Below are 19720 nucleotides of genomic sequence, written 5' to 3'. Positions count from 1 at the left end.
GGCGCGGTCCGCCAGTACGGTCACCCGCATGGCGTACCGCGAACTCCTCACCCGCCCCGTCCTTACCTGGTGCGCCGTCACCACCGCCGCCCGGCTGCCGGTCGCCATGGCGCCGCTGGCGCTGGTCTTCCTGGTGCGGGAGCGGCCGGGCGGGTACACCCTCGGGGCGGTGCTCGCCGCCGCGTACGTGATCGGGGAGATCGTCGCCGCGCCGGTCCTCGGACTGCGGATGCGGGCCGAGCGGGCGCGGCCGCAGATGGCCGCCGGACTGGGCGTGGGAGCCGCCGGGTTCACCGGCCTCGGCCTCGCGCAGGGCGCCCACCCCGTGGTCCTGGGGGCGCTGGCGGTCCTGGCGGGGGCCGGGCCCGTCGCCGTCTCGGCCGGGCTGCGGGCGCTGCTCACCGCCATGGTGCCCGAGCGGGCCGTCACCCAGGCGCTGAGCCTGGAGTCCATGCTGACCTTCGGGATCTGGGCGGCCGCCCCCGCGCTCACCACCGGGCTCGCGCTCGGCGCGGGCCCCGGCGCGCCGCTCCTCCTCCAGGGCGCGCTCATGGCGCTCGGACTCGCCGGACTGTGGCTGCTGCCCGCCGGATGGGCGGCAGAGCGGCAGGAGAAGGACGGCGCGGCCCGGCGGGCGCTGCTCGCGGCCTGGCCGGTGTACGTGCTCGGGGCCGCGTCCCTCACCCTCCTCGCGCTCGCCGAGCTGATCCTGCCCGCCCTCCTCGAACAGCGCGGGATCGGCATCGGCTGGGCGGGCCCGCTGCTCGCCGGCTTCTCGCTCGGCTCGGTCGCCGGATCCTTCCTGTACGGGCTCCGCTCCTCCTGGCCCGGACCGCTCCCGGCGCAGTCGCTCCTGCTCGTCCTCGGGGTGACCGCCGGGGTGGCGCTGGTGGCGCTGCTGCCGGGGCCCCTCGCCCTCGGCGCCGCCCTCGCCCTGGCCGGCCTGCTCCAGGCGCCCGCCATGCTCACCCGCAACCTGGCGCTGCGGCAGGCGCTGCCGCCGTCGGCGCTGGCCGCCGGGTACTCGATGATGTACGCGGCCGTCGGCGCCGGCTACGCCGCGAGCGGCACCCTGGCGGGCGGGCTGCTGCGGTTCGTCGCCCCCTCGACGGCGATCCTGTGCGGCGTCGCCCTGACCCTGCTGCTCGTCACCGCCGCCGCGCTCGGCGAACGGCGCCTCGCACGGAACCGGGAGGGCGGGGCGTCACGGCCGGGGGAGGAGGGCGGGGACGGAGGTCACGCCGGGGGAAGGCCCGGGCGGAAGGTGCGCCGGTAGGCGGTCGGGGTGACGCCGATCGCGGTCATCAGGTGGACGCGCAGCGACTGGGCGGTGCCGAAGCCGGAGTCCCGGGCGACGCGGTCGACGGGCAGGTCGCTGGTCTCCAGGAGGTGACGGGCCCGCTCGACGCGCTGCTGGGTGAGCCACTGGCCGGGGCTGACGCCGACCTCGTCGCGGAAGCGGCGGGTGAAGGTCCGCACGCTCATCGCCTCCCGCTCGGCGAGGTCCCGCAGCTGGATCGGCTCGTGCAGGTGGGCGAGCGCCCAAGCGCGGGCGGCGGTCGTGGCGCGGGCGGAGGCGTCCGGGACGGGACGGGCGATGTACTGCGCCTGGCCGCCGTCCCGGTGCGGCGGGACGACCGTGCGGCGGGCCACGTCGTTGGCGACCGCCGCGCCGTGGTCGCGGCGCACGATGTGCAGGCAGAGGTCGAGTCCGGCGGCGACGCCCGCCGAGGTGAGCACGTCGCCGTCGTCGACGAAGAGGACGTCGGCGTCGACCCGGACGCGCGGGAAGAGCCGCTGGAAGTGGTCGGCCGACGCCCAGTGGGTGGTGGCCGGGCGGCCGTCGAGGTGGCCGGCGGCGGCGAGGACGTACCCGCCCGTGCAGATCGCGACGAGCCGGGTGCCCGGCCGGATGTGCGCGAGGGCGGCGGCCAGTTCGTCGGGGAGCCTGCCCTCCTCGTAGACCGGCCCCAGCTCGTACGAGGCGGGGACCACGACCGTGTCCGCCGTCGCCAGCGCCTCCGGGCCGTGCTCCACGTGCACGGCGAAGTCGGCGTCGGTCGGCACCGGCCCCGCGGCCACCGCGCACGTCACGATCTCGTACAGCGGGCGCCCCCGGGAGTCCCGGGCGCGGCCGAAGATCCGGTGCGGGATGCCCAGTTCGAAGGGGAGCAGCCCGGGGAGGGCGAGGACGACGACGCGGTGCGGCACGGTGTTCCTCCCGTCGCGACGGAGCGAAAAGGGCTGGTGGTCCAGACCACTCGGTGGTACCACTGGCTGTCCGTGACGGACAACACCTACAAGGACACCACGGACAGGTCCGGGGCCGGCGCGCGGATCCCCGCGCCCCCCGCGCCGCCCGCGCCTCCCGCCCTCTGGAACCGTAACTTCCGGCTCTTCTTCACCGCGCGCGCCGCCGCCGTCCTGGGCGAGGGGATGGTTCCCGTCGCCTTCGCCGCGGGGCTCCTCGGCGCCGGCCGGCCCGGCTCCTCCGTCGGCTACGCCCTCGGCCTGTGGACCGCCGCCTTCGCCGCCTTCGTCCTCTTCGGCGGCGTCCTCGCCGACCGCTTCACCGCCCGCCGCATGATGATCACCGCCGATCTGCTGCGGCTGCCCGGCGCCGCGCTGCTCGCCGTCGCCTTCGCGGTCGGCAGCCCGCCGCTGTGGGCGGTCTACGCGCTCTCCGTCGTCGCCGGCGTCGGCGCCGCGCTCTTCCAGCCGGGCGTCGCCTCGACCATCCCGCGCATCGCCCCCGACGTGCAGCGCGCCAACGCCGTCCTGCGGGTGGTGGAGGCGCTGATGACGATGGCGGGTCCGGCGCTCGCGGGCCTCCTCGTCGCCCTCTGGAACGCGGGCGCGGCCTTCGCCGCCAACGCCGCCACCTTCGCCGTCAGCGCCGTCTGCTTCCTGCTGATGCGGATCCCGCCCGCGCCCCCCGGCGGACGGGAACGCGGCTCGTTCGCCTCCGAGCTGGCCCTCGGGTGGCGGGAGTTCCGCGCGCGGAGCTGGCTGTGGGGGGTCATCGCCATCTGGACCGTCTACGGCCTGACCGTCGCCGGGCCGATGGTGCCGCTCACCGCGAGCCTGGTCACCGGCGCGCACGGCGCGGCCGTGTACGGCACGCTGATGGCCGTCAACGGAGCGGGCAGCGCCCTCGGCGGCCTCCTCGCCCTCCGGATCCGGCCCCGCCGCCCGCTGGCCTCCGGCGCCGTCGCCCTCCTCGGCCTGCCGGTGAACCTGGCGCTCCTCGGCCTCGGCGCGCCCGTCCCCGTGCTGGCGGCCGGGCAGTTCGTGGCGGGCACGGCCTTCGCGTACTGGCTCGTCATGTGGTCCACGGCCGTCCAGACGCACGTCCCGCAGGAGGCCCTGAACCGCATGCACGCCTACGACGTGGCCGGATCCCTGCTGATGATGGGCGTCGGGCGCGCGCTGTCCGGCCCGGTCGCGGGCCTGGTGGGCGCGGAGGCGGTGCTGCTCGCGGGGGCGGGCATCGCGGTCCTCGTGGTGGCGGCGCTGCTGGCGGTCCGGCCGATCAGGAACCTGCCGCGGGCGGCGTAGCGGGACGGGCGGCGTCACGGTGAGGGCGGCGCGGCGTAACGGACGGCGGCGCGGCGCGGCGGGGCGGGCGACAGGCGGCGCCACCGCCGCGCGGGGCGGCCGGGCCGGGTGGCCCGATCCGTTGGAAACGTGGCAGTCGGGCCAATGGCGGGGGAGGGGAGCCGGACGGGATCCTCGACGGCATGGCCCAGACAACGGAACGCAGCTCCTCCGCCCCCACCCGCACCCCGCGCTTCCACCGCGCCTGGTCCGTCGCCGCGGTCACCTTCGTCACGATCATCGGCGCGGCCGCCTTCGCCTCCCTGCCGGGCCTGCTCATCGAACCGCTCCACGAGGAGTTCGACTGGTCGCGCGGCACGATCGGCTTCGCGGTCTCCGTGAACCTCGCCCTCTACGGCCTCACGGCGCCCTTCGCCGCCGCCCTGATGGACCGCTTCGGCATCCGCCGGGTCGTGGCGGCGGCCCTGACGGTCATCGCGCTCGGCTCCGTGCTCACCGTCTGGATGACGGCGGCCTGGCAGCTCGTCCTCTTCTGGGGCGTCCTCGTCGGCCTCGGCAGCGGCTCCATGGCGCTCGCCTTCGCCGCGACCGTCACCAACCGCTGGTTCACCGCCCGGCGCGGCCTCGTCACCGGCATCCTGACCGCCGCGGGCGCATCCGGCCAGCTCGTCTTCCTCCCCCTCCTCTCCTGGCTGGTCGAGCACCACGGCTGGCGCCCGGCGGCGGTGACCGTCGCGCTCTCCGCGCTCGCCGTCGTCCCCTTCGTCTGGCTGCTGCTCCGCGACCACCCGGCGGACGTCGGCCTCGCCCCGTACGGCGGGGAGTACGCCGAGAAGCCCGCCCCCGTCACGGGCGCGGCCCGCCGCGCGGTCACCGTCCTGTCCAAGGCGGCCCGCACCGGCCCCTTCTGGCTCCTCGCCGGCACCTTCGCGATCTGCGGCGCCTCCACGAACGGCCTGGTCAAGACGCACTTCGTGCCCGCCGCCCACGACCACGGCATGCCGGTCACGGCCGCCGCGGGGCTCCTCGCCGTCATCGGCGTCTTCGACGTCGTCGGCACGATCGCCTCCGGCTGGTTCACCGACCGCTTCGAGGCCCGTCGCCTCCTCGCCGTCTACTACGCCCTGCGCGGCGTCTCGCTCCTCTTCCTCCCGATGCTGCTCGCCCCCTCCGTCCACCCGCCGATGCTGTTCTTCATCGTCTTCTACGGCCTGGACTGGGTGGCGACCGTCCCGCCCACGATCGCCCTGTGCCGCGAGCACTACGGTGAGGACTCCGCCATCGTCTTCGGCTGGGTCCTCGCCTCCCACCAGGTCGGCGCCGCCGCCGTCGCCTTCGCCGGCGGTGCCGCCCGCGACGTCTTCGGCTCCTACGACCCCGTCTGGTACGCCTCCGGCGCCCTCTGCGCCGCCGCCGCCCTGATGGCCCTCGTCATCCGCCGCCCCGGGAAGGGCCGGGGGCTGCCGCTCACGGCGTGAACCCCCCGAACCGCCCCCGGTGGAACAACAGCGGCTCGCCGCCCTCCTCCACGGCGCCCAGTGCCTCCGCCCTCCCCACCACGATGAGGTGGTCGCCGCCGGTGTGGACGGTGGTGATCGTGCAGTCGATCCAGGCGGGGACGCCGGCGAGGCGGGGCGCGCCGGTGACGGGGGCGGGGGACCACTCCACGCCCGCGAACTTGTCGGCGCCGCTGACCGCGAAGGCCCGGCAGAGGGGGCCCTGTTCGGCGCCCAGGACGTTGACGCAGAAGGTGCCGGCGGCGGCGATGCGGGGCCAGGTCGTGGAGGTGCGGGCGACCATGAAGGCCACCAGGGGCGGATCGAGGGAGAGGGAGGCGAAGGACTGGCAGGCGAAGCCGGCCGGGCCGGCCCCGTCCACCGTGGTGACGAGGGTGACGCCGCTCGCGAAGTGGCCCAGTACGCGGCGGAACTCCGCCGGGTCCACCGGCGCCCGCTCGTCCTCGCGCACGGCCCGCAGCGCGGGCCGGGGGAGGGGTTCGACGGCCGTGGGCGCCCCGGCCGCTCTCAGGTGTCGGACGGCGGTGGCCGCCATCCCCGCGTGTCCCATCATGTCCAGCATTGAAACTGACGATGCGTCAGATGGGAATGGCCGCGACGCCCTCCTTCGCGGACGATCACGGCCGCCGAACCGTCATCGGCCCTCGTAGCGCGGCTCCCTCCGTTCCAGGAAGCTCGTCACGCCCTCCTGGGCGTCGCGGGTGGTCATGTTCAGTTCCTGGGCCGTGGCCTCCGCCGCGAAGGCGGTGGCGCGGTCGGTGTCCAGCGAGGCGTTGACCAGCTGTTTCGTCAGGGCCAGGGCCCGGGTGGGGCCCTGGGCGAGGCGCTCGGCCCATTCCCGGGCCGTCTTCGCCAGCTCGTCGGGCGGGACCACCCGGTTCACCAGGCCCATCGACCGCGCCTCCGCCGCCGGGAGCGCGTCGCCGAAGAACATCAGCTCCTTCGCGCGCCGGGGGCCGACCAGCCTCGGCAGCAGGTACGCGCCGCCGCCGTCGGGGACCAGCCCGCGGCGGGCGAAGACCTCGACGAAGCGGGCGGACTCGGCGGCGACGACGAGGTCGCAGGCGAAGGCCAGGTGCGCGCCGATGCCGGCCGCCGTGCCGTTCACCGCCGCGATCACCGGCTTCTCGCAGTCCATGACGGCGGCGATGAACCGCTGGGCGCCCTGCCGGATCATGCGGGCCACGTCCCCGGCGACCTTGTCCCCCACCCGGGGGGAGCCCCGCAGGTCCGCGCCCGCGCAGAAGCCGCGCCCGGTGGCGGTGAGGACCACGGCCCGTACGGACGGATCGGCGGATGCGTCCGCCAGCAGGGCGATGATCCGCTCCCGCTGGTCCCAGGTGACCGCGTTCATCGCGTGGGGGCGGTTGAGCGTGATCCAGGAGACGCCGTTCTCGACGGAGTGGAGGACGTCGGGCGGCTCGGTCGGCTCGGGCACGTCGGGCGGCTCGGGTGCGTCGGACACGGCAGGACTCCTGTCGGCTATCGGCAGACCGCCAGCGCGTCCAGGGCCACCGCGCCCTGGCCGCGCGGCAGCACCATCAGCGGGTTGATGTCGAGTTCGGAGAGGTCGCCGTCGAGTTCGAGGGCCATCCGCTGGACGCGGAGCACGACCTCGACGAGCGCGTCGACGTCCGCCGGCGGCGCGCCGCGCACGCCGTCGAGGAGGGCCCGGCCGCGGAGTTCGTCCAGCATCGAGCGGGCCTCGCGTTCGCCGAAGGGCGGGACGCGTACGGCGGTGTCGTTCAGGACCTCCACCAGGACGCCGCCGAGGCCGACGGTGACGGTGGGGCCGAACAGCTCGTCGCGGGTCACGCCGACGACCATCTCGACGCCCTTGCCGACCATCTGGCAGACGAGGATCCCGTCGAGGTCGATCTGCTCGTAGCGGGCGATGTCGGTGAGGTCGCGGTACGCGTCGCGGACCTGGCTGGCCGAGGTCAGGCCGACCTTGACCAGGCCCAGCTCGGTCTTGTGGGCGAGCTGCCCGCCGGACGCCTTCATCACCACCGGGTAGCCGACGAGCCCGGCCGCCCGGACGGCCGCCGCCGCGCTCGTCACCAGCTGCTCGCGCGGGACGCGGATGCCGTACGCGCGCAGCAGCTGCTTGGCGGCGTGCTCGCTGAGCCGCTGCCCGGGCCGCATCAGGGCCTGGGCCTTGCGGAAGGACGGGGAGGGGGTGCGGGGGGCCTCGTCGAAGGGGGAGCGGTAGCCGGCGGTGAAGCGGTGGTGGTCGAGGTAGGCCTTCACGGCGCCGATGCAGTTGGCGAAGGTGCGGAAGGTGGCGACGCGGGAGGAGCCGAGGAGGGTGGTGCGGTAGGCGTCCTCGGTGCCGACGGGGGAGCCCCAGACGACGCACACCAGCTTGTCGGTGGCCTCGGCCGCGTCCACCAGGTCCTGGGCGAGCCTGTCGCTCATGGGCGGGAACGGGCCGGTGATGGGACAGACGAGGACGCCGACGGAGGGGTCGGCGAGGATCGCGTCGATGATCTTCCGGCCGCGCCAGTCGCCGACCGGGTGGCCGCCGTTGTCGACGGGGTTGGCGACGTTCAGGTACTCCGGGATCCACTGGTGCAGCTCGTCCTGCCGGGCCTGCGGGAGCGTGGGCAGGGTGAGCCCGGCGGCGGTCGCGAGGTCGGCGAAGTGGGCGCCGGTGCCGCCGGAGATCGAGTAGACGACGACGCCGTCCGCGACCGGCTTGCGGGCGCGGGCGAGCAGGGTCGCGGTGTCCTGGAGCTGGTCGAGGCCGTCGACGCGGATGACGCCGAACTGCCGCATGGCCGCGTCCACGACCCGGTCCGCGCCGGTCAGCTTCCCGGTGTGGGAGGCGGCGGTGCGGGCCCCGGTCTCGGTGCGGCCGACCTTCACCGCGACGACGGGCACGCCCTCGCGGGCGGCGCGGTCGGCGGCGAGCAGGAAGGACCGGCCGTCCTTGAGCCCCTCCACGTACGCGGCGATGGCGCCGACCTCCGGGAGGGAGGCGAAGTAGGAGACGAAGTCGGCGGTCTCCAGGTCGGCCTCGTTCCCGGTCGGCGCCCAGTGGGAGAGCCGGACGCCCAGCTCCTGGAGGGTGAAGACGGGCCGGCCCTGGTGCCCGGACTGGGTGATGAGGGCGACGGCGGGGCCTTCGAGGTCGTCGCGGAAGTGCTCGAAGGCGTTGAGGTTGGTGTTGGGTCCGAGGAGGCGGATGCCGGTGCGGCGCACGGCCTCGGCGAGCCGTTCCTGCGCGGCGGCCCCGGTGGCGCCGGTCTCGGCGAAGCCGGAGGCGAAGGCGACGGCGAAGCGCACCTTGGCCTCGCCCAGCTCCTCGACGACGGGCAGCGGGTCGGCGACCAGGAGGACGGCGAGGTCCACGGGCTCGGCCAGGTCCCTGACGGACCGCACGCAGGGCAGGCCGAAGACGGCGGTGCGGGTCGGGTGGACGGGTACGAGCTCCGCGCCGACCCGCCCGGCCCAGGCGAGCAGCTGCCGGGTGATGCCGGTGTTGGGCCGTCCCTCGGTGTCGGAGGCGCCGACGACGGCGACGGACCGGGGACGGAAGAAGCGGTCGAGGTCGGGGACCTCGGCGTACAGCGCCCGTCCGCTGACGTCCCGGTCGCCGGGCGCGGCGGCGTGCCCGTGGACGGCGGTGCGGGGGGACTCCCCGCAGGCGTCCACGCGGGCGCGCAGACCGGTGGTGAAGGTGCCGTGAGTCGATCCAAGCATCGTTCCGCTCCGCCCTTCCGTGCAGGACGCGTCCCGGACAAGTGACCTGACGCCCAGTCAGATTACAGAACTGACGCTCAGTCAGGAATGGGGCGGGCCGGAGGAAGCGCGAAGGCCCCGCCGGGAGGGGCGGGGCCTGCGCGGGCCGCTGTCCGGAATGATCCCTACTTCCGCTTCTGTTCCCGCCCGGGCTTGGTGCGGGCGATCCGGCGGGCGATCCGGTGCGCGTCCCGGGACAGCTCGCGCAGCATGCCGCTGATCGGGTTGACGAAGCCGGTGAAGTAGAGGCCGGGGGCCTGGCGGGAGCAGCGGGGGCCGCTGACGCGGGGCCGGCCGTGGGCGTCGAGGACGTCGAGGTGGCCGACGAGGGGTTCGAGGGCGCGGCGGTAGCCGGTGGCGGCGATCACCGCGTCCGGCGCGATCCGGGTGCCGTCGGCGAGCACCACCTCGCGGCCCTCCAGGGCCTCGACGGCCGCGACGACCTCGACCTTCCCGGAGCGGACGGCGTCGACGAGGCCGACGTCCTGCACCGGGATGGCCCCGGCACGCGCGCGCGTGGCGAGGCCGGTGTCGGGGCGGGGCAGCCCGCGGTCGGAGAGGTCGGGGACGGCGAGCCGGTTCATGCCGGTGCCGAGGAGGTCCACCAGGGCGGCCGGGAGGCGCCGGATCAGGATGCCGGTGCGCTGCGCGGGCCAGCCGGCCGTGGTGCGGCGGACGATGTGCGGGACGGTCCTGACGGCGATCCTGACCCGCGCGGCGCCGCCCCCGGCGAGGTCGGCGGCGATCTCGGCGCCGGTGTTGCCGACGCCGACGACGAGCACGTCCCGGCCCGCGTACGGCTCCGGGTTCCGGTACTCCCGCGCGTGGACGAGGTCCCCCTCGTACGTGTCGAGGCCCGGCCAGTCCGGCACCCGGGGGGTGTGGTTGAAGCCGGTGGCGACGACCACGGCCCGGCCGGTCAGCCGCCGCCCGCCGGTCGCGTGCAGCACCCAGCCCCCGGAGCCGTCCCGCGCGCGCTCGATCCGGTGCACCTCGACGCCGGTGACGACGTCCAGCTCGTGCTTCTCGGCGTACGCCTCCAGGTAGCGGACCACGTCGGCGCGGGCGACCCAGCGGCCGTACGCGCGGGGGATCCGCAGCCCGGGCAGGCCGGAGAGGCGCCGGGTGGTGTGCAGTCGCAGCCGGTCGTAGTGGCCGCGCCAGGAGGTGCCGACGGCCCCGGACTTCTCCAGGACGACGGCGCGGACGCCCCGGGCGCGCAGGGTGGCGGCGACCGCGAGCCCGCCGGGGCCGGCGCCGATGACGTACACCGGCTCTTGGGGGGTGGTGGTGACCATGACCGCTGAGCGTAATGACGTGTACACGCAGTGGGTCTCGGTCAAGAGGGATTTCGGTTGCGAAACGGTCACGCCCTCCGACCCCTTGCGGAGGGCGGGGGCGCTGCGCTGAACTGACGTACCGTCAGATCGCGGACCCGAGGTCCATCGAGGAGGACCACGCATGCAGACCGTCTGGCTCACCGGCGCCGAATGGCTCGCCGTCCTCCGCATCGGCCTCGGCCTGTGGTGGCTGGAGAGCTGGCGCCACAAGGACAAGAAGGGCTGGTTCGAGCGCGGCACCGGCATCGCCTGGGCCGCCGAGGTCGCCGGCAAGCACCGGTGGCCGCAGGTGAAGAAGGGCTTCGACGCGGTCGTCGCCCCCCGCCCCCGGCTCATGGCCCACGTCGTCGTCTACGCCGAACTCGCCCTCGGCCTCGGCCTGGTCACCGGCTTCCTCACCCCGGTCGCCCTCGCCGCCGGCCTCCTCCTCAACCTCCTCTACCTCGTCCTGATGATCCACGACTGGGCCGAGCAGGGGCAGAACGCGATGATGGCGCTGATCTCCCTGGTCGCCCTCCTCGCCATGTCCTGGCAGACCTGGTCCCTCGACTCCGCGATCGGACTCTTCCCGTGACCGCCACCCCCGACGTCGACGCCTTCACCCGCCCCTACTGGGACGCCGCCGCCCGGGGCCGCCTGCTGCTCCGCCGCTGCCGGGCCTGCGCCCGCCCCCACCACTACCCGCGCGAGTTCTGCCCCCACTGCTGGAGCGAGGACGTCGACTGGGAGACGGCGAGCGGCCGCGCCACGCTCCACACCTGGTCCGTCGTCCACCGCAACGACCTGCCGCCCTTCGGCGACCGGGTGCCGTACGTGGCGGCCGTCGTCGACCTCGCGGAGGGCCCGCGCATGATGACGGAGGTCGTGGACGTCCCGGAGGGCGACCTCCGCGTGGACATGCCGCTGGAGGTCACCTTCCGGACGGGCGCCGACGGCGTGACGGTCCCGGTGTTCACCGCGCCGCCACCGGACGCGTAGGCGGCGCGGGAACCGGGGTCACAGCGCGCCGATGTCGCGCCAGAACTGGGCCGCGTAGCCGCTGCTGCACGCGTAGGACATCACGGCGCCCGGGTTGGCCGTCAGGCACTGGCCGTTGCCCGCGTTCTTGAACTGCCTGCCGGCCGACGTGGAGGACGCGACCTTCCAGGACTGGGAGCTCGCGCCGTTGCACGCGGCGACCGTGACGGCGACGCCGCCGCCGGGCTGGAGGCACTGCCCCGACCTCTTGCTGACCAGCCGGAAGGAGCCGTCGGCGTTGGCCCGGTACGTCCAGGAGTAGTTCCCGGCGCCCGGGTCGGAGCCGCACTCCATCGAGTTGACCGTGACCACCCCGTACGGCTGCTTGTACTCCGTCAGGCAGTTGCCGGTGGTCCCGTTCTCCAGGGCGTACGTCCCCGACGGCCCCGAGCCGCCCCCGCCGGAGGTCGGCGGAGGCTTGGGCGCGGTCGTGGCCGGGCGGGGCGCGGTGGTCGTCGGCCGGGTGGTGGTGCCGCCGGAGCCCGACCCTCCCGAGGTGCCTCCCGACGTCGTGGAGGACCCTCCCGAGGAACCGCCGGACGAGCCGCCCGAGGACCCCCCGGAGGTCGACGTGCCGCCCCCGCCGGACGTGGACGAACCCCCGCCGCCGCTGACGGCTCCGCCACCGCCGCCGTCGGCGGGCGGCTGCGGGGCTCCCGGCGGCGGGCTCCCGGGCGGCACGGAGGTCGCGGACGCCGAGGCCGGCGCGGACGCGGACGCGGAACCGGAGGGCTTCGCGGACGCGGACGGCTTCCCGCCGGGAACGGCCGAGGACGGCCCCGCCCCCGTCGGCGGGAGCACGGCCGTGGGCGAGGCGGAGGGCCGCCCGTCCGCGCCCGCCCTGCCGATCTCGTACGGCCCCAGCGTCAGCGTCAGCGTCGTGCCCGTGGTGATGACGACGGGCACGGCCAGCATGACGAGCCGGTTGCGCCGCTTCCGCTCCGGTCCCCCCGCCCGCTTCCCCGCCAGCACGTACGCGGGGTCCGTCACCGGGGCCTGCGGGGTCAGCGGCGCCGTGGCCACGTCCTCCGACGGATCGGCGGCCTCCAGCTCGGCCAGCGCCTCCGCGGTCGGCGCCCCGGCCGCGAAGGCGGTCCGCGCGGCGATCCGCGCGGCGACCGCCTCCGGCCACGCCACGCCCGCCGCGCGCGCGTCCGCGTGCCCGACCAGCTCGGTGGCCGTCGGCCGGTCCGCGGGCTCCTTCGCGAGGCACGTGCGGACCAGGTCGGCGAGGTCCGGGTCGACCTCCGGGAGCCGCCCGAAGTCCGGCTCGCCGTGCACCACCCGGTACAGCAGGTCGTGCCCGGAGCCGTCCCCGAACGGCGGCCGCCCGTTGGCCGCGTACAGGACGAGGCTGCCGAGGGCGAAGACGTCCGCCGCCCCCGTCAGCACCTTGTCCGCGACGGCCTGCTCGGGCGCCATGTACGCGGGCGTCCCGATGATCATCCCCGTCTTGGTCAGCCGGCTCTGGTCGGCCGCGCGCGCCACCCCGAAGTCGATGAGCGAGAGCCCGTCCCCGGTGAGCATCACGTTCGACGGCTTGAGGTCCCGGTGCACCATCTCCGCCGCGTGCACCGTCCGCAGCCCCGCCGCCGCCTCCCGCAGCAGCCGCCACAGCGCGTCCACCGGCAGCGGCCCGCCGTTGAGCCGCAGCGCGTCGTTGAGCGTCACGCCCGGGACGAACTCCGTCGCGAACCACGGCGGCTTCGCCAGCCGGTCGCTCGCCAGCAGCTTCGTGCTCGCCCCGCCGGGCAGCCGCGCCAGGTTGTCCAGCTCGTGCCCGAAGTGGCTGAGGAAGTCCTTGTCCTCCGCGAGCGAGGGCAGCACCCTCTTCACGGCCGCGTACGTCCCCGGGACCGCGCCCAGGTAGACGCGGCCCATCCCGCCGGAGCCCAGCACTCCGAGCAGGCGGAACGCGCCGATGCGGCGCGGGTCGTCCGCGGCGAGCGGTATCGCTCCGCTCCCGGCCAAACTAGAGTCGTTTTCCAATTCCCCCTGCATGGGCCACAGGGTAGCCCAGTGCGATCAGCATCTGAACGTCCGTCAAGGTCTCGTTACCGTGCCGTCGTTGAAGTTTCGGTGAAGGGGTATGAAGGCCCCCCGTACGACGAAGAGCCTCCCTGGCCGACACCCAGGGAGGCTCTGCGAAGAAACGCCGGCCCTACGCCTGCGCGGCGCCCCCCACGAAGATGGCCCAGGCCGCCGGAGCGACGGCGAGCTGGGGGCCGTGGGGGACCTTGGAGTCACGGACGTGGATGAGGGTGGGATGGGCGGCGACCTCTACGCAGTTGCCGCCTTCGCCGCCGCTGTGGCTGGACTTCTGCCAGTCGTAGGCGACCTCGATGCAGTTGCCGCCGGAGGCGTCGCTGTAGCTGCTCTTGAACCAGGCAAGATCCGCGGTGCTCATCGTTCTCCCAGCAGTTTCTCGATCCAGGTCAGGGACTCCCGTTTGGAGAGCGCCTGTGAGCGCAGGATTCCATAACGCTCGGAGTGCTGGCGAACCTCTTCCGGGTCGGTGATGAGCCGTGCGTGCCCATAGATCTCGGTGTACGCCACCTCCCTCCGCCCAGGGGGCGTCAGGAGAGTGAAAGCACCGCCCAGGTAGGGGTGGTCGTCCCTGTCGAGCATCAGAACCTGAAGCTCTACGGTCCGGCGCTGGCCGACCTCCAGGATGCGCCGCAACTGCTCTCGATGGGTCTCTCTTCCGCCGAAGGGGCGGAGCAGGACTGCCGCCTCCAGTACGAAGGTGAGCGTGGGTGCCGGCCAGCGCTCGAAGAGTGCTTGCCGTGAGATGCGGTCGGCGATCAGCTTCTCGATTGCTTCCTCGTCCAGCATGGGACGGCGATGCTCGAACAGCGACCGTGCATACGCAGGCGTCTGGAGGATGCCCGGCACCGCCTGCACTTCGTAATAGTGCGCGGCCAGCGCCCGCGCCTCCTCCTTCGCGAAGCTCTGGAACCAGTCCGGGTGCCGCGTCCGCGCCCGTGAGATCGCCTTCTCCGTGTCCTCGATCGCCGCCATCAGGACGCCCGTGCCGCCCAGCGCGTCGTCCGCCCGCGACAGGAACTCCGGCTGCGGGGTCCGTACGCCCCTTTCGATCGCGGAGACGAGGTCCTCGCTGCAATGCGTGATCGAGGCGAGCTGCGCCTGGCTCAGGCCCGCGTTGGTCCGCAGCACCTTGATGATTTTTCCCAGCGCCTTGAACAAGTGCGCCGTACCGTCCACTTCGGAGGGCTTCTCCGGCCGCTCCTCGTGTTTCCCCGACATCCGTACCGCCCTCTTGGCGTACCCGTACAGTTACCCAGCGTCGTGGCGTCGCTGCTGTTCAGCGTAGGTCCCGGGCGCCACCCTCGGAGTCATGAAGCCGGAAAACACCACCCCTACAAGTGAGTACGCGCCGGAGTTCACGCTCCGTCTGACCCCCACGCCCCGGGGCGCGCGCCTGGCCCGTCTGCTGGCGGCGCACCAGCTGGGCGACTGGGGGGTGGCGGGGCCCGCGGCGGAGGCGGCGGAGCTGGTGGTGGCCGAACTGGCGAACAACGCGGTGCGGCACGGGCGGGTGCCGGGGCGGGACTTCGAGCTGCGGATGGAGCGGGACGGGGAGCACGTGCGGATCGAGCTCTCGGACGCGCGGGGCGAGCGCCGGCCGTTACCGTCCCGGCAGCCCGACGAGGGCGGCTACGGGCTCCTGCTCGTAACCGCCCTCGCGACGGCCTGGGGCGTCAAGGACCGCACGGTCGGCAAGACGGTCTGGGCGACCGTCCCGCGTCGGTAGGAGTCAGGCGAAGAGGTTGAACCAACGGCTGTCCTGGATGAGGCTCACTCCCTCTCCGGGGCGGAACGGCGCCTGCCACGCGCCCGTGCCCCGGTAGACGAACGGCGTCGGGATGCCGTCGTTGACGTCGGGCGCGTACAGGTCGGGCTTGCCGTCCCGGTCCACGTCGCCGGAGCCGATCAGGTCGTCGTAGCGCTGCCAGCCGCCGCCGATGCGGGTGCGGGCGGCGAAGGTGCCGTCGCCCTTGCCGAGGTAGAGCCAGAGGACGCCGGAGCGGTCCCGGGCGACGAGGTCGCCGGCGGCGCCACCGGCGAGGTGGCCGGTCGCGGTGATCCGGTCGTACGTCTGCCAGCCGCCGCTTCCGATCATCCGGCGGGCGGCGAAGGGCGCGGACGCGGAGCCCGTGCTCCGGTACAGCCAGAGGCGGCCGGACCCGTCGGTGGCGACGAGGTCGGGGCGGCCGTCGCCGGTGAGGTCGCTGCCGCCCGTCAGGTGGGTGTACGCCTGCCAGCCGCCGCCGATCCGGGTGCGGGTGGTGAACGGGGCCTTGCCGCTGCCGGTGCCCTGGTACAGCCAGAGCACCCCGCTCCGGTCGCGGGCGACGATCTCGGGGGCGGCGGCACCCGCGATGTTGCCCGTGGCCTCGATCCGGTCGTACGTCTGCCAGCCGCCGCCGACGAGCGACTCCGGGTTCTGGTGGGTCTCTCGCCACTCCTCTTGGTAGTGGACGTCCTGGAGCCACAGGTTGCCGGATTCGTCGCGGGCCAGGACGTCCGGGGAGCCGTCGCTGTCGTAGTCGTGCGCACCGGTCTTGCGGGTGACCGTGAGGGAGCCGGACGCCTTCAGCGTGGGACCGACGCGGTTGAGCGGGATCGCGCTGATCTCCCAGGTGTACGGGCCGGGCGAGGCGGAGGTCCAGAGGTTGGGGGTTCCCTGCCAGTTGAGCGTGCCGTTCCAGTCGAACCGCGTCGGCTGCGCATTCTCGTCCCGCGCCGGCTGCTCGACGTACTCGGTGATCGACTCGCCCGTGCGGGTGTTGCGGAGGGTGACCCACATGGTGACGTTGGTCCGGCTGAGCTCCCAGGCCATGGAGAGCTTGCCGCCGGTGCGGTCGAGGTCCACCGTCGTGGGGACGTCCTGGCGGAGCAGTGTGACCTGCGTCGGCTCGCCCGTCGCGGCGATCCGGGAGGCGACCGGGACGCCGTCCGTGCCGGGCGCGACCCGGTAGAGGCCCTCGCCGCCGGCCACGGTGCCACCGACGAAGCCGTGCGCGCCGCCGACCGTACCGAAACCGGACACCGTGTGGTCGAGGAGTTTGCGCGTGGTGGTGCCGGTGAGACTGCGGGCGGTCAGCGGAATGAGCGGGTCCGCTTCTTCCTTCAGAAGCCCTCCGGGCCGGGAGTAGGTGACCCAGTCCCCGGTCAGGCCGATGAGCAGCCTCCCCGATGTGGGCATAGGGAAGCGCTGGACCTTCTGGGTGGAGCGGTCGAGCACGACGACGTTCGTACCCGAGGCCAAGTCGTACTCGGTCCAGGCGACGTATCCGGAGGAGAGGGCGTAGGCGTACTCCCCGATCGGGCCCGTGGCCGGGACCCGGCGGGAGGAGGTGACGGTGGCGGAGGCGAGGTCCACGACCGCCCAGTGGCGGGCGACCGCTGTCGTGCTCTCGCCGGTGAGGTAGCTCACCAGCGCCTCGCCGGCGGCGCCCGCCACCGCGAACAGCTCGGACGCGTCCTCGGGCAGCCCGGTCACCGTCCGGCGCACCGGCCCGTCCGGGCCGGGGGAGTAGACGTCCAGGGGGCCGTGGCCCGCGAGGTCGGCCCCGAAGAAGAGGTGGGAGCCGACGGCTCCCGCGTACCGGTCCCAGTTCACCGGCACCGAGTAGAGGTCCGTTCCCGTGGCCATGTCCCTCAGGGAGGTGGTGTCACGGTTCTGGAGGACCACGACGTCCGAGTCGCGGGAGAGGTAGGTGCGTGATGTGGACGGGACGGTGGTCACCGCCCCGTCGGCCAGGCGGGTCCAGCGGATGAGGGTGTAGTCGTCCGCGTCCCGGCTCAGGAACCCGGTCCGCCCCAGGCCCAGGACCCGGTCGCCCGGCTTGAGGGCGGGCGCCGTGGCGTCCGCCGTCGCCGCGGGCGCGGCGGCGGCCGGGGAGCCGGTCCCGGTGGCGGCGCCGGCCGGCAGCACGGCCGGTCCGGCGGTGGCCATCAGGACGACGGCGGCGACCGCGGCGAGGCGGCGCGGGGTGGTGCGTCTGGGACGGGTCACGGAGTCGTGCCTCTCGGGGGTGGGGGTGGAAAGTGCGGGGCGGTGGAGGTGTTCGTCGCTCTCCGGCGAGCTGATGTGCCGTCCGGGAACGAAGGCCCGTGTCCGCCGGGCCCGGGGGACACGGGGGCTTTCCCGCTGCTCAGAAGACCAGCCCTCTGTCGTTGTTGAGCTCCTCGAGGGTCCACAGCTTCTTGCGGGCGGAGAAGGGGGCGCGGGCGTCGCCGGTGCCCTTGTAGAAGGAGAGGAACTGGGCCCCGTACATCGTCTCCCCTTCGACGAGCAGGTCGGGGCGGCCGTCGCGGTCGGCGTCGCCGATGCCGATGATCTCGTCGTACTGCTGCCAGCCGCCGCCGACGCGGGTGCGGGCGGTGAAGGTGCCGTCGCCCTTGCCGAGGTAGAGCCACAGGACTCCGTCGCGGTCGCGGGCGACGAGGTCGCCGCCCCGGCCGCCGGCGATGTTCCCGGTCGCGGTGAGCTTGTCGTACGTCTGCCAGCCGCCGCCGATCCTCTTGCGAGGGGCGAAGGGCCTGGTGGCGCTGCCGGTGGAGGTGTACAGCCACAGGACGCCGGACCTGTCGGTGGCGACGAGGTCGGCGCGGCCGTCGCCGGTCAGATCGCTGCCGGCGGTGAGCTTGTCGTACGTCTGCCAGCCGCCGCCGACCTGGACGCGGCGGGCGAGGCCCGCGCCGGTGCCCTGGTAGAACCAGAGGACTCCGGTGCGGTCGCGGCCGACGACGTCGGCGAAGCGCGAGCCGGCGACGTCGCCGGTGGCGACGAGACGGTCGTAGACGTTCCAGCCCGTGCCCCGGTCCGTCCGCTCGGGCTGGACGAGGTACTGGGTGAGGATCTGCCGGAAGTCGTACGACAGGAGCCGGCCCGAGTCGTTGCGGACCAGCAGGTCCGGGGCGCCGCTGTCCGAGTAGTCGTGCGGGGCGGTCCCGCTGTCGACGGTGAGGGTGCCGGTGCGCACCAGGTCGGGGCCGACGCCGTTGCGGGGCTTGGCGGTCAGCTTCCAGGTGTAGGCGCCGTTGCGGGCGGCCGTGTAGTCGTCGAAGGCGCCGTCCCAGGACGTGGTGTAGCGGGGCACGTCCCCGTAAGCGTAGGACGGGCCGGACGTCCACCGCTTGCCGGTCGCCTTGTGGATGAGGTCGACCTGCACCAGCGCGTTGCCCCGGTTGAGGTACCAGGTCATGGTCGGCCACGGGACTTCCTTGCGGAAGTCGAGGACGGCGGGGACCTGCTGGCCGGTCAGGTCCAGAACGGTGGCCCGACCGTTGCTCGCGCGGAGCGTGGCGACCGGCTTGCCGTCTGCGCCGGGGGCGATCCGGTAGACGCCCTCGCCGTGTGCGGCCGTGCCGCCCTGGACCTGCTCGGATCCGTACAGGACCTCGGTGCTCTCCATGACCGTGATCGGGGTGCCGCCCGCGAGCGGGCGGGCCTTGAGCGGGAAGAGGGGGTTCGGTTCGGTCGCCTCCGCGCCGCCCGTCCGGGTGTAGGTGACCCAGTCGCCCATCAGGTCGACCCGGACCCAGTCGCCGGCGCCGATCGGCGTCCGGACCGTGCCGGTCTCGCCGTGGCGGGCCGACACCACGGTCAGCTGCCCGTCGGCGCTCCGCTCCGACCAGGCCAGGTGGGTGGCCGAGGCGGCGACGTCGGCGGCGACGGCGGGGAGGGCGCGCCGGTCCGTGATCGTGCCGGTGGCCAGGTCGACGGAAGCGAGCCACTTCCCGGCCGCCCCGCCCACCGTGCCGGTGTACGCCAGCGCGAAGACGCCGGGCTCGTTCAGGTCGTAGGTCACGAACCTGGCGTCGGAGGGCAGCCCTGCCACCACGCGGTCGACGGCCTTGCCGTCCTGGACGGAGAGCAGGTGCAGGGAGGCGTTGCCCGAGGCGTCCAGCGCCTGCATGACGAGGATCTTCCCGGCGGACCTGAGCAGCCTCGTCGAGGAGCCGAGGAACGCGGTGTCGAGCGGGACGGGATCGGCGCCCGTCGCCATGTCGTACAGCTCGAAGGAGTTCGGCCCGTTCTCCTTCACGACGACGTCGCTGCCGACGGCGCCCCGGTACCGGCCCGCGGGCAGCTCGACGGTGACGCCGTCCGCGTAGCGCGTCCAGGAGAAGCGCTCCAGCTGTGCGTCGGAGGACAGGAAGCCGCTGGGGCCGCCGCCGCGCAGCGTGTTGCCGGTGGGCAGGGAGACCGGCTCCCGCTCCTGGGTCCCGGCGGTCGGGGCACCGGTGGCGGCGGGGGTGGCCGCGAGGGCGGGCGTGGCGGAGACGGCGCCACCGGTCACGGCGACGACGAGGGCCACGGCGGCGGCCAGGGGGCGGCCGGTGCCGGTACGGGTGCGGATGGTGCGGGTCAAGGGAAACGTTCCTCCCCAGGAGTGCGGGCGTGGCGCGACACGCCCCCCCCCCCATAAAAACCAGCGAGTATAATATAAAAAAAAAAGCCAGCCCACCAAAAGGTGGGGGTTTAAAAAAGGGGGGGGCCGGGAATTAAAA

Annotated in this window: 16 protein-coding genes; 6 read left to right on the top strand and 10 right to left on the bottom strand. The window is 74.2% G+C overall.

Annotation, left to right across the window (positions count from 1 at the left end; genetic code table 11):
- The first annotated feature begins 28 nt into the window (after nucleotides 1-28).
- Entirely contained in the window at nucleotides 29-1276 is a 1248-nt protein-coding gene (locus ACFW6A_RS33750) for an MFS transporter (RefSeq protein ID WP_386645369.1), read from the top strand.
- On the opposite strand, the gene ACFW6A_RS33745 is transcribed toward ACFW6A_RS33750, so the two are convergent.
- Nucleotides 1237-2211 carry a helix-turn-helix domain-containing protein gene (locus ACFW6A_RS33745; RefSeq protein ID WP_351852330.1) on the bottom strand — a complete coding sequence of 325 codons (975 nt, stop codon included), beginning with the start codon at nucleotides 2209-2211 and terminating at the stop codon, nucleotides 1237-1239. The two genes, ACFW6A_RS33750 and ACFW6A_RS33745, sit on opposite strands and share 40 nt — an antisense overlap.
- Nucleotides 2212-2337: 126 nt before the next feature.
- Here ACFW6A_RS33745 and ACFW6A_RS33740 point away from each other — a divergent pair, with 126 nt between their 5' ends.
- Both ACFW6A_RS33740 and ACFW6A_RS33735 read left to right on the top strand, forming a co-directional pair.
- The gene (locus ACFW6A_RS33740; protein ID WP_351852368.1) at nucleotides 2338-3558 is read left to right on the top strand and encodes an MFS transporter; all 1221 of its coding nucleotides are present in this window, start codon (nucleotides 2338-2340) and stop codon (nucleotides 3556-3558) included.
- Between the two features lie 182 nt (nucleotides 3559-3740).
- A complete protein-coding gene (locus ACFW6A_RS33735) occupies nucleotides 3741-5036 on the top strand; it encodes an MFS transporter (RefSeq protein ID WP_351852333.1) in 1296 nt (431 codons plus the stop codon).
- Here the strand turns inward: ACFW6A_RS33735 and ACFW6A_RS33730 are convergent.
- The 4 genes from ACFW6A_RS33730 to ACFW6A_RS33715 form a co-directional block, all read right to left on the bottom strand.
- Nucleotides 5026-5628, bottom strand: a complete 603-nt coding sequence (locus tag ACFW6A_RS33730; RefSeq protein ID WP_351852335.1) for a flavin reductase family protein — start codon at nucleotides 5626-5628, stop codon at nucleotides 5026-5028. The two genes, ACFW6A_RS33735 and ACFW6A_RS33730, sit on opposite strands and share 11 nt — an antisense overlap.
- 81 nt (nucleotides 5629-5709) lie before the next feature.
- Nucleotides 5710-6540 carry an enoyl-CoA hydratase-related protein gene (locus ACFW6A_RS33725; protein ID WP_351852338.1) on the bottom strand — a complete coding sequence of 277 codons (831 nt, stop codon included), beginning with the start codon at nucleotides 6538-6540 and terminating at the stop codon, nucleotides 5710-5712.
- Nucleotides 6541-6557: 17 nt separating this feature from the next.
- A complete protein-coding gene (locus tag ACFW6A_RS33720; protein WP_351852341.1) occupies nucleotides 6558-8780 on the bottom strand; it encodes an acetate--CoA ligase family protein in 2223 nt (740 codons plus the stop codon).
- A 164-nt stretch (nucleotides 8781-8944) separates the two neighbouring features.
- Nucleotides 8945-10117 (bottom strand): flavin-containing monooxygenase, encoded by a 1173-nt coding sequence (locus ACFW6A_RS33715; protein ID WP_386645365.1) that lies wholly within the window; start codon nucleotides 10115-10117, stop codon nucleotides 8945-8947.
- A gap of 163 nt (nucleotides 10118-10280) precedes the next feature.
- On the opposite strand from ACFW6A_RS33715, the gene ACFW6A_RS33710 reads away from it, so the two are divergent.
- Entirely contained in the window at nucleotides 10281-10733 is a 453-nt protein-coding gene (locus ACFW6A_RS33710; protein WP_386482214.1) for a DoxX family membrane protein, read from the top strand.
- Complete coding sequence (locus tag ACFW6A_RS33705; protein ID WP_351852348.1) at nucleotides 10730-11137, top strand: OB-fold domain-containing protein; 408 nt, start codon at nucleotides 10730-10732, stop codon at nucleotides 11135-11137. Before ACFW6A_RS33710 ends, ACFW6A_RS33705 begins: the two co-directional genes overlap by 4 nt.
- An 18-nt stretch (nucleotides 11138-11155) precedes the next feature.
- On the opposite strand, the gene ACFW6A_RS33700 is transcribed toward ACFW6A_RS33705, so the two are convergent.
- From ACFW6A_RS33700 to ACFW6A_RS33690, 3 genes are all read right to left on the bottom strand, one after another.
- Nucleotides 11156-13147, bottom strand: a complete 1992-nt coding sequence (locus ACFW6A_RS33700; RefSeq protein ID WP_386645362.1) for a protein kinase — start codon at nucleotides 13145-13147, stop codon at nucleotides 11156-11158.
- Nucleotides 13148-13337: 190 nt separating this feature from the next.
- Nucleotides 13338-13583, bottom strand: coding sequence for a DUF397 domain-containing protein (locus ACFW6A_RS33695; RefSeq protein ID WP_386645359.1), 246 nt, complete (start codon nucleotides 13581-13583; stop codon nucleotides 13338-13340).
- Nucleotides 13580-14443: a Scr1 family TA system antitoxin-like transcriptional regulator gene (locus ACFW6A_RS33690; RefSeq protein WP_386645356.1), complete on the bottom strand. Its 864-nt coding sequence runs from the start codon at nucleotides 14441-14443 to the stop codon at nucleotides 13580-13582. Before ACFW6A_RS33690 ends, ACFW6A_RS33695 begins: the two co-directional genes overlap by 4 nt.
- Before the next feature lie 91 nt (nucleotides 14444-14534).
- On the opposite strand from ACFW6A_RS33690, the gene ACFW6A_RS33685 reads away from it, so the two are divergent.
- A complete protein-coding gene (locus tag ACFW6A_RS33685) occupies nucleotides 14535-14951 on the top strand; it encodes an ATP-binding protein (protein WP_386645354.1) in 417 nt (138 codons plus the stop codon).
- Between the two features lie 3 nt (nucleotides 14952-14954).
- Here the strand turns inward: ACFW6A_RS33685 and ACFW6A_RS33680 are convergent, their stop codons facing one another.
- Both ACFW6A_RS33680 and ACFW6A_RS33675 read right to left on the bottom strand, forming a co-directional pair.
- On the bottom strand, nucleotides 14955-17219 hold the full coding sequence (locus ACFW6A_RS33680) for an FG-GAP repeat domain-containing protein (RefSeq protein WP_386645351.1): 2265 nt from the start codon (nucleotides 17217-17219) through the stop codon (nucleotides 14955-14957).
- Nucleotides 17220-17358: 139 nt separating this feature from the next.
- A complete protein-coding gene (locus ACFW6A_RS33675) occupies nucleotides 17359-19581 on the bottom strand; it encodes an FG-GAP repeat domain-containing protein (protein WP_386645348.1) in 2223 nt (740 codons plus the stop codon).
- Nucleotides 19582-19720 lie beyond the last annotated feature (139 nt).

The sequence above is a fragment of the Streptomyces sp. NPDC058758 genome, assembly GCF_042746075.1.
Classification (GTDB): domain Bacteria; phylum Actinomycetota; class Actinomycetes; order Streptomycetales; family Streptomycetaceae; genus Streptomyces.
This window is presented reverse-complemented; position numbering and strand designations above follow the sequence as displayed.

Excerpts from the sequence above, each read along its gene's own strand:
- ACFW6A_RS33715 (WP_386645365.1), bottom strand. The coding sequence starts at position 10,117 with ATGGTCACCACCACCCCCCAAGAGCCGGTGTACGTCATCGGCGCCGGC.
- ACFW6A_RS33750 (WP_386645369.1), top strand. The coding sequence starts at position 29 with ATGGCGTACCGCGAACTCCTCACCCGCCCCGTCCTTACCTGGTGCGCC.
- ACFW6A_RS33685 (WP_386645354.1), top strand. The coding sequence starts at position 14,535 with ATGAAGCCGGAAAACACCACCCCTACAAGTGAGTACGCGCCGGAGTTC.
- ACFW6A_RS33710 (WP_386482214.1), top strand. The coding sequence starts at position 10,281 with ATGCAGACCGTCTGGCTCACCGGCGCCGAATGGCTCGCCGTCCTCCGC.
- ACFW6A_RS33735 (WP_351852333.1), top strand. The coding sequence starts at position 3,741 with ATGGCCCAGACAACGGAACGCAGCTCCTCCGCCCCCACCCGCACCCCG.
- ACFW6A_RS33730 (WP_351852335.1), bottom strand. The coding sequence starts at position 5,628 with ATGATGGGACACGCGGGGATGGCGGCCACCGCCGTCCGACACCTGAGA.
- ACFW6A_RS33690 (WP_386645356.1), bottom strand. The coding sequence starts at position 14,443 with ATGTCGGGGAAACACGAGGAGCGGCCGGAGAAGCCCTCCGAAGTGGAC.
- ACFW6A_RS33720 (WP_351852341.1), bottom strand. The coding sequence starts at position 8,780 with ATGCTTGGATCGACTCACGGCACCTTCACCACCGGTCTGCGCGCCCGC.
- ACFW6A_RS33695 (WP_386645359.1), bottom strand. The coding sequence starts at position 13,583 with ATGAGCACCGCGGATCTTGCCTGGTTCAAGAGCAGCTACAGCGACGCC.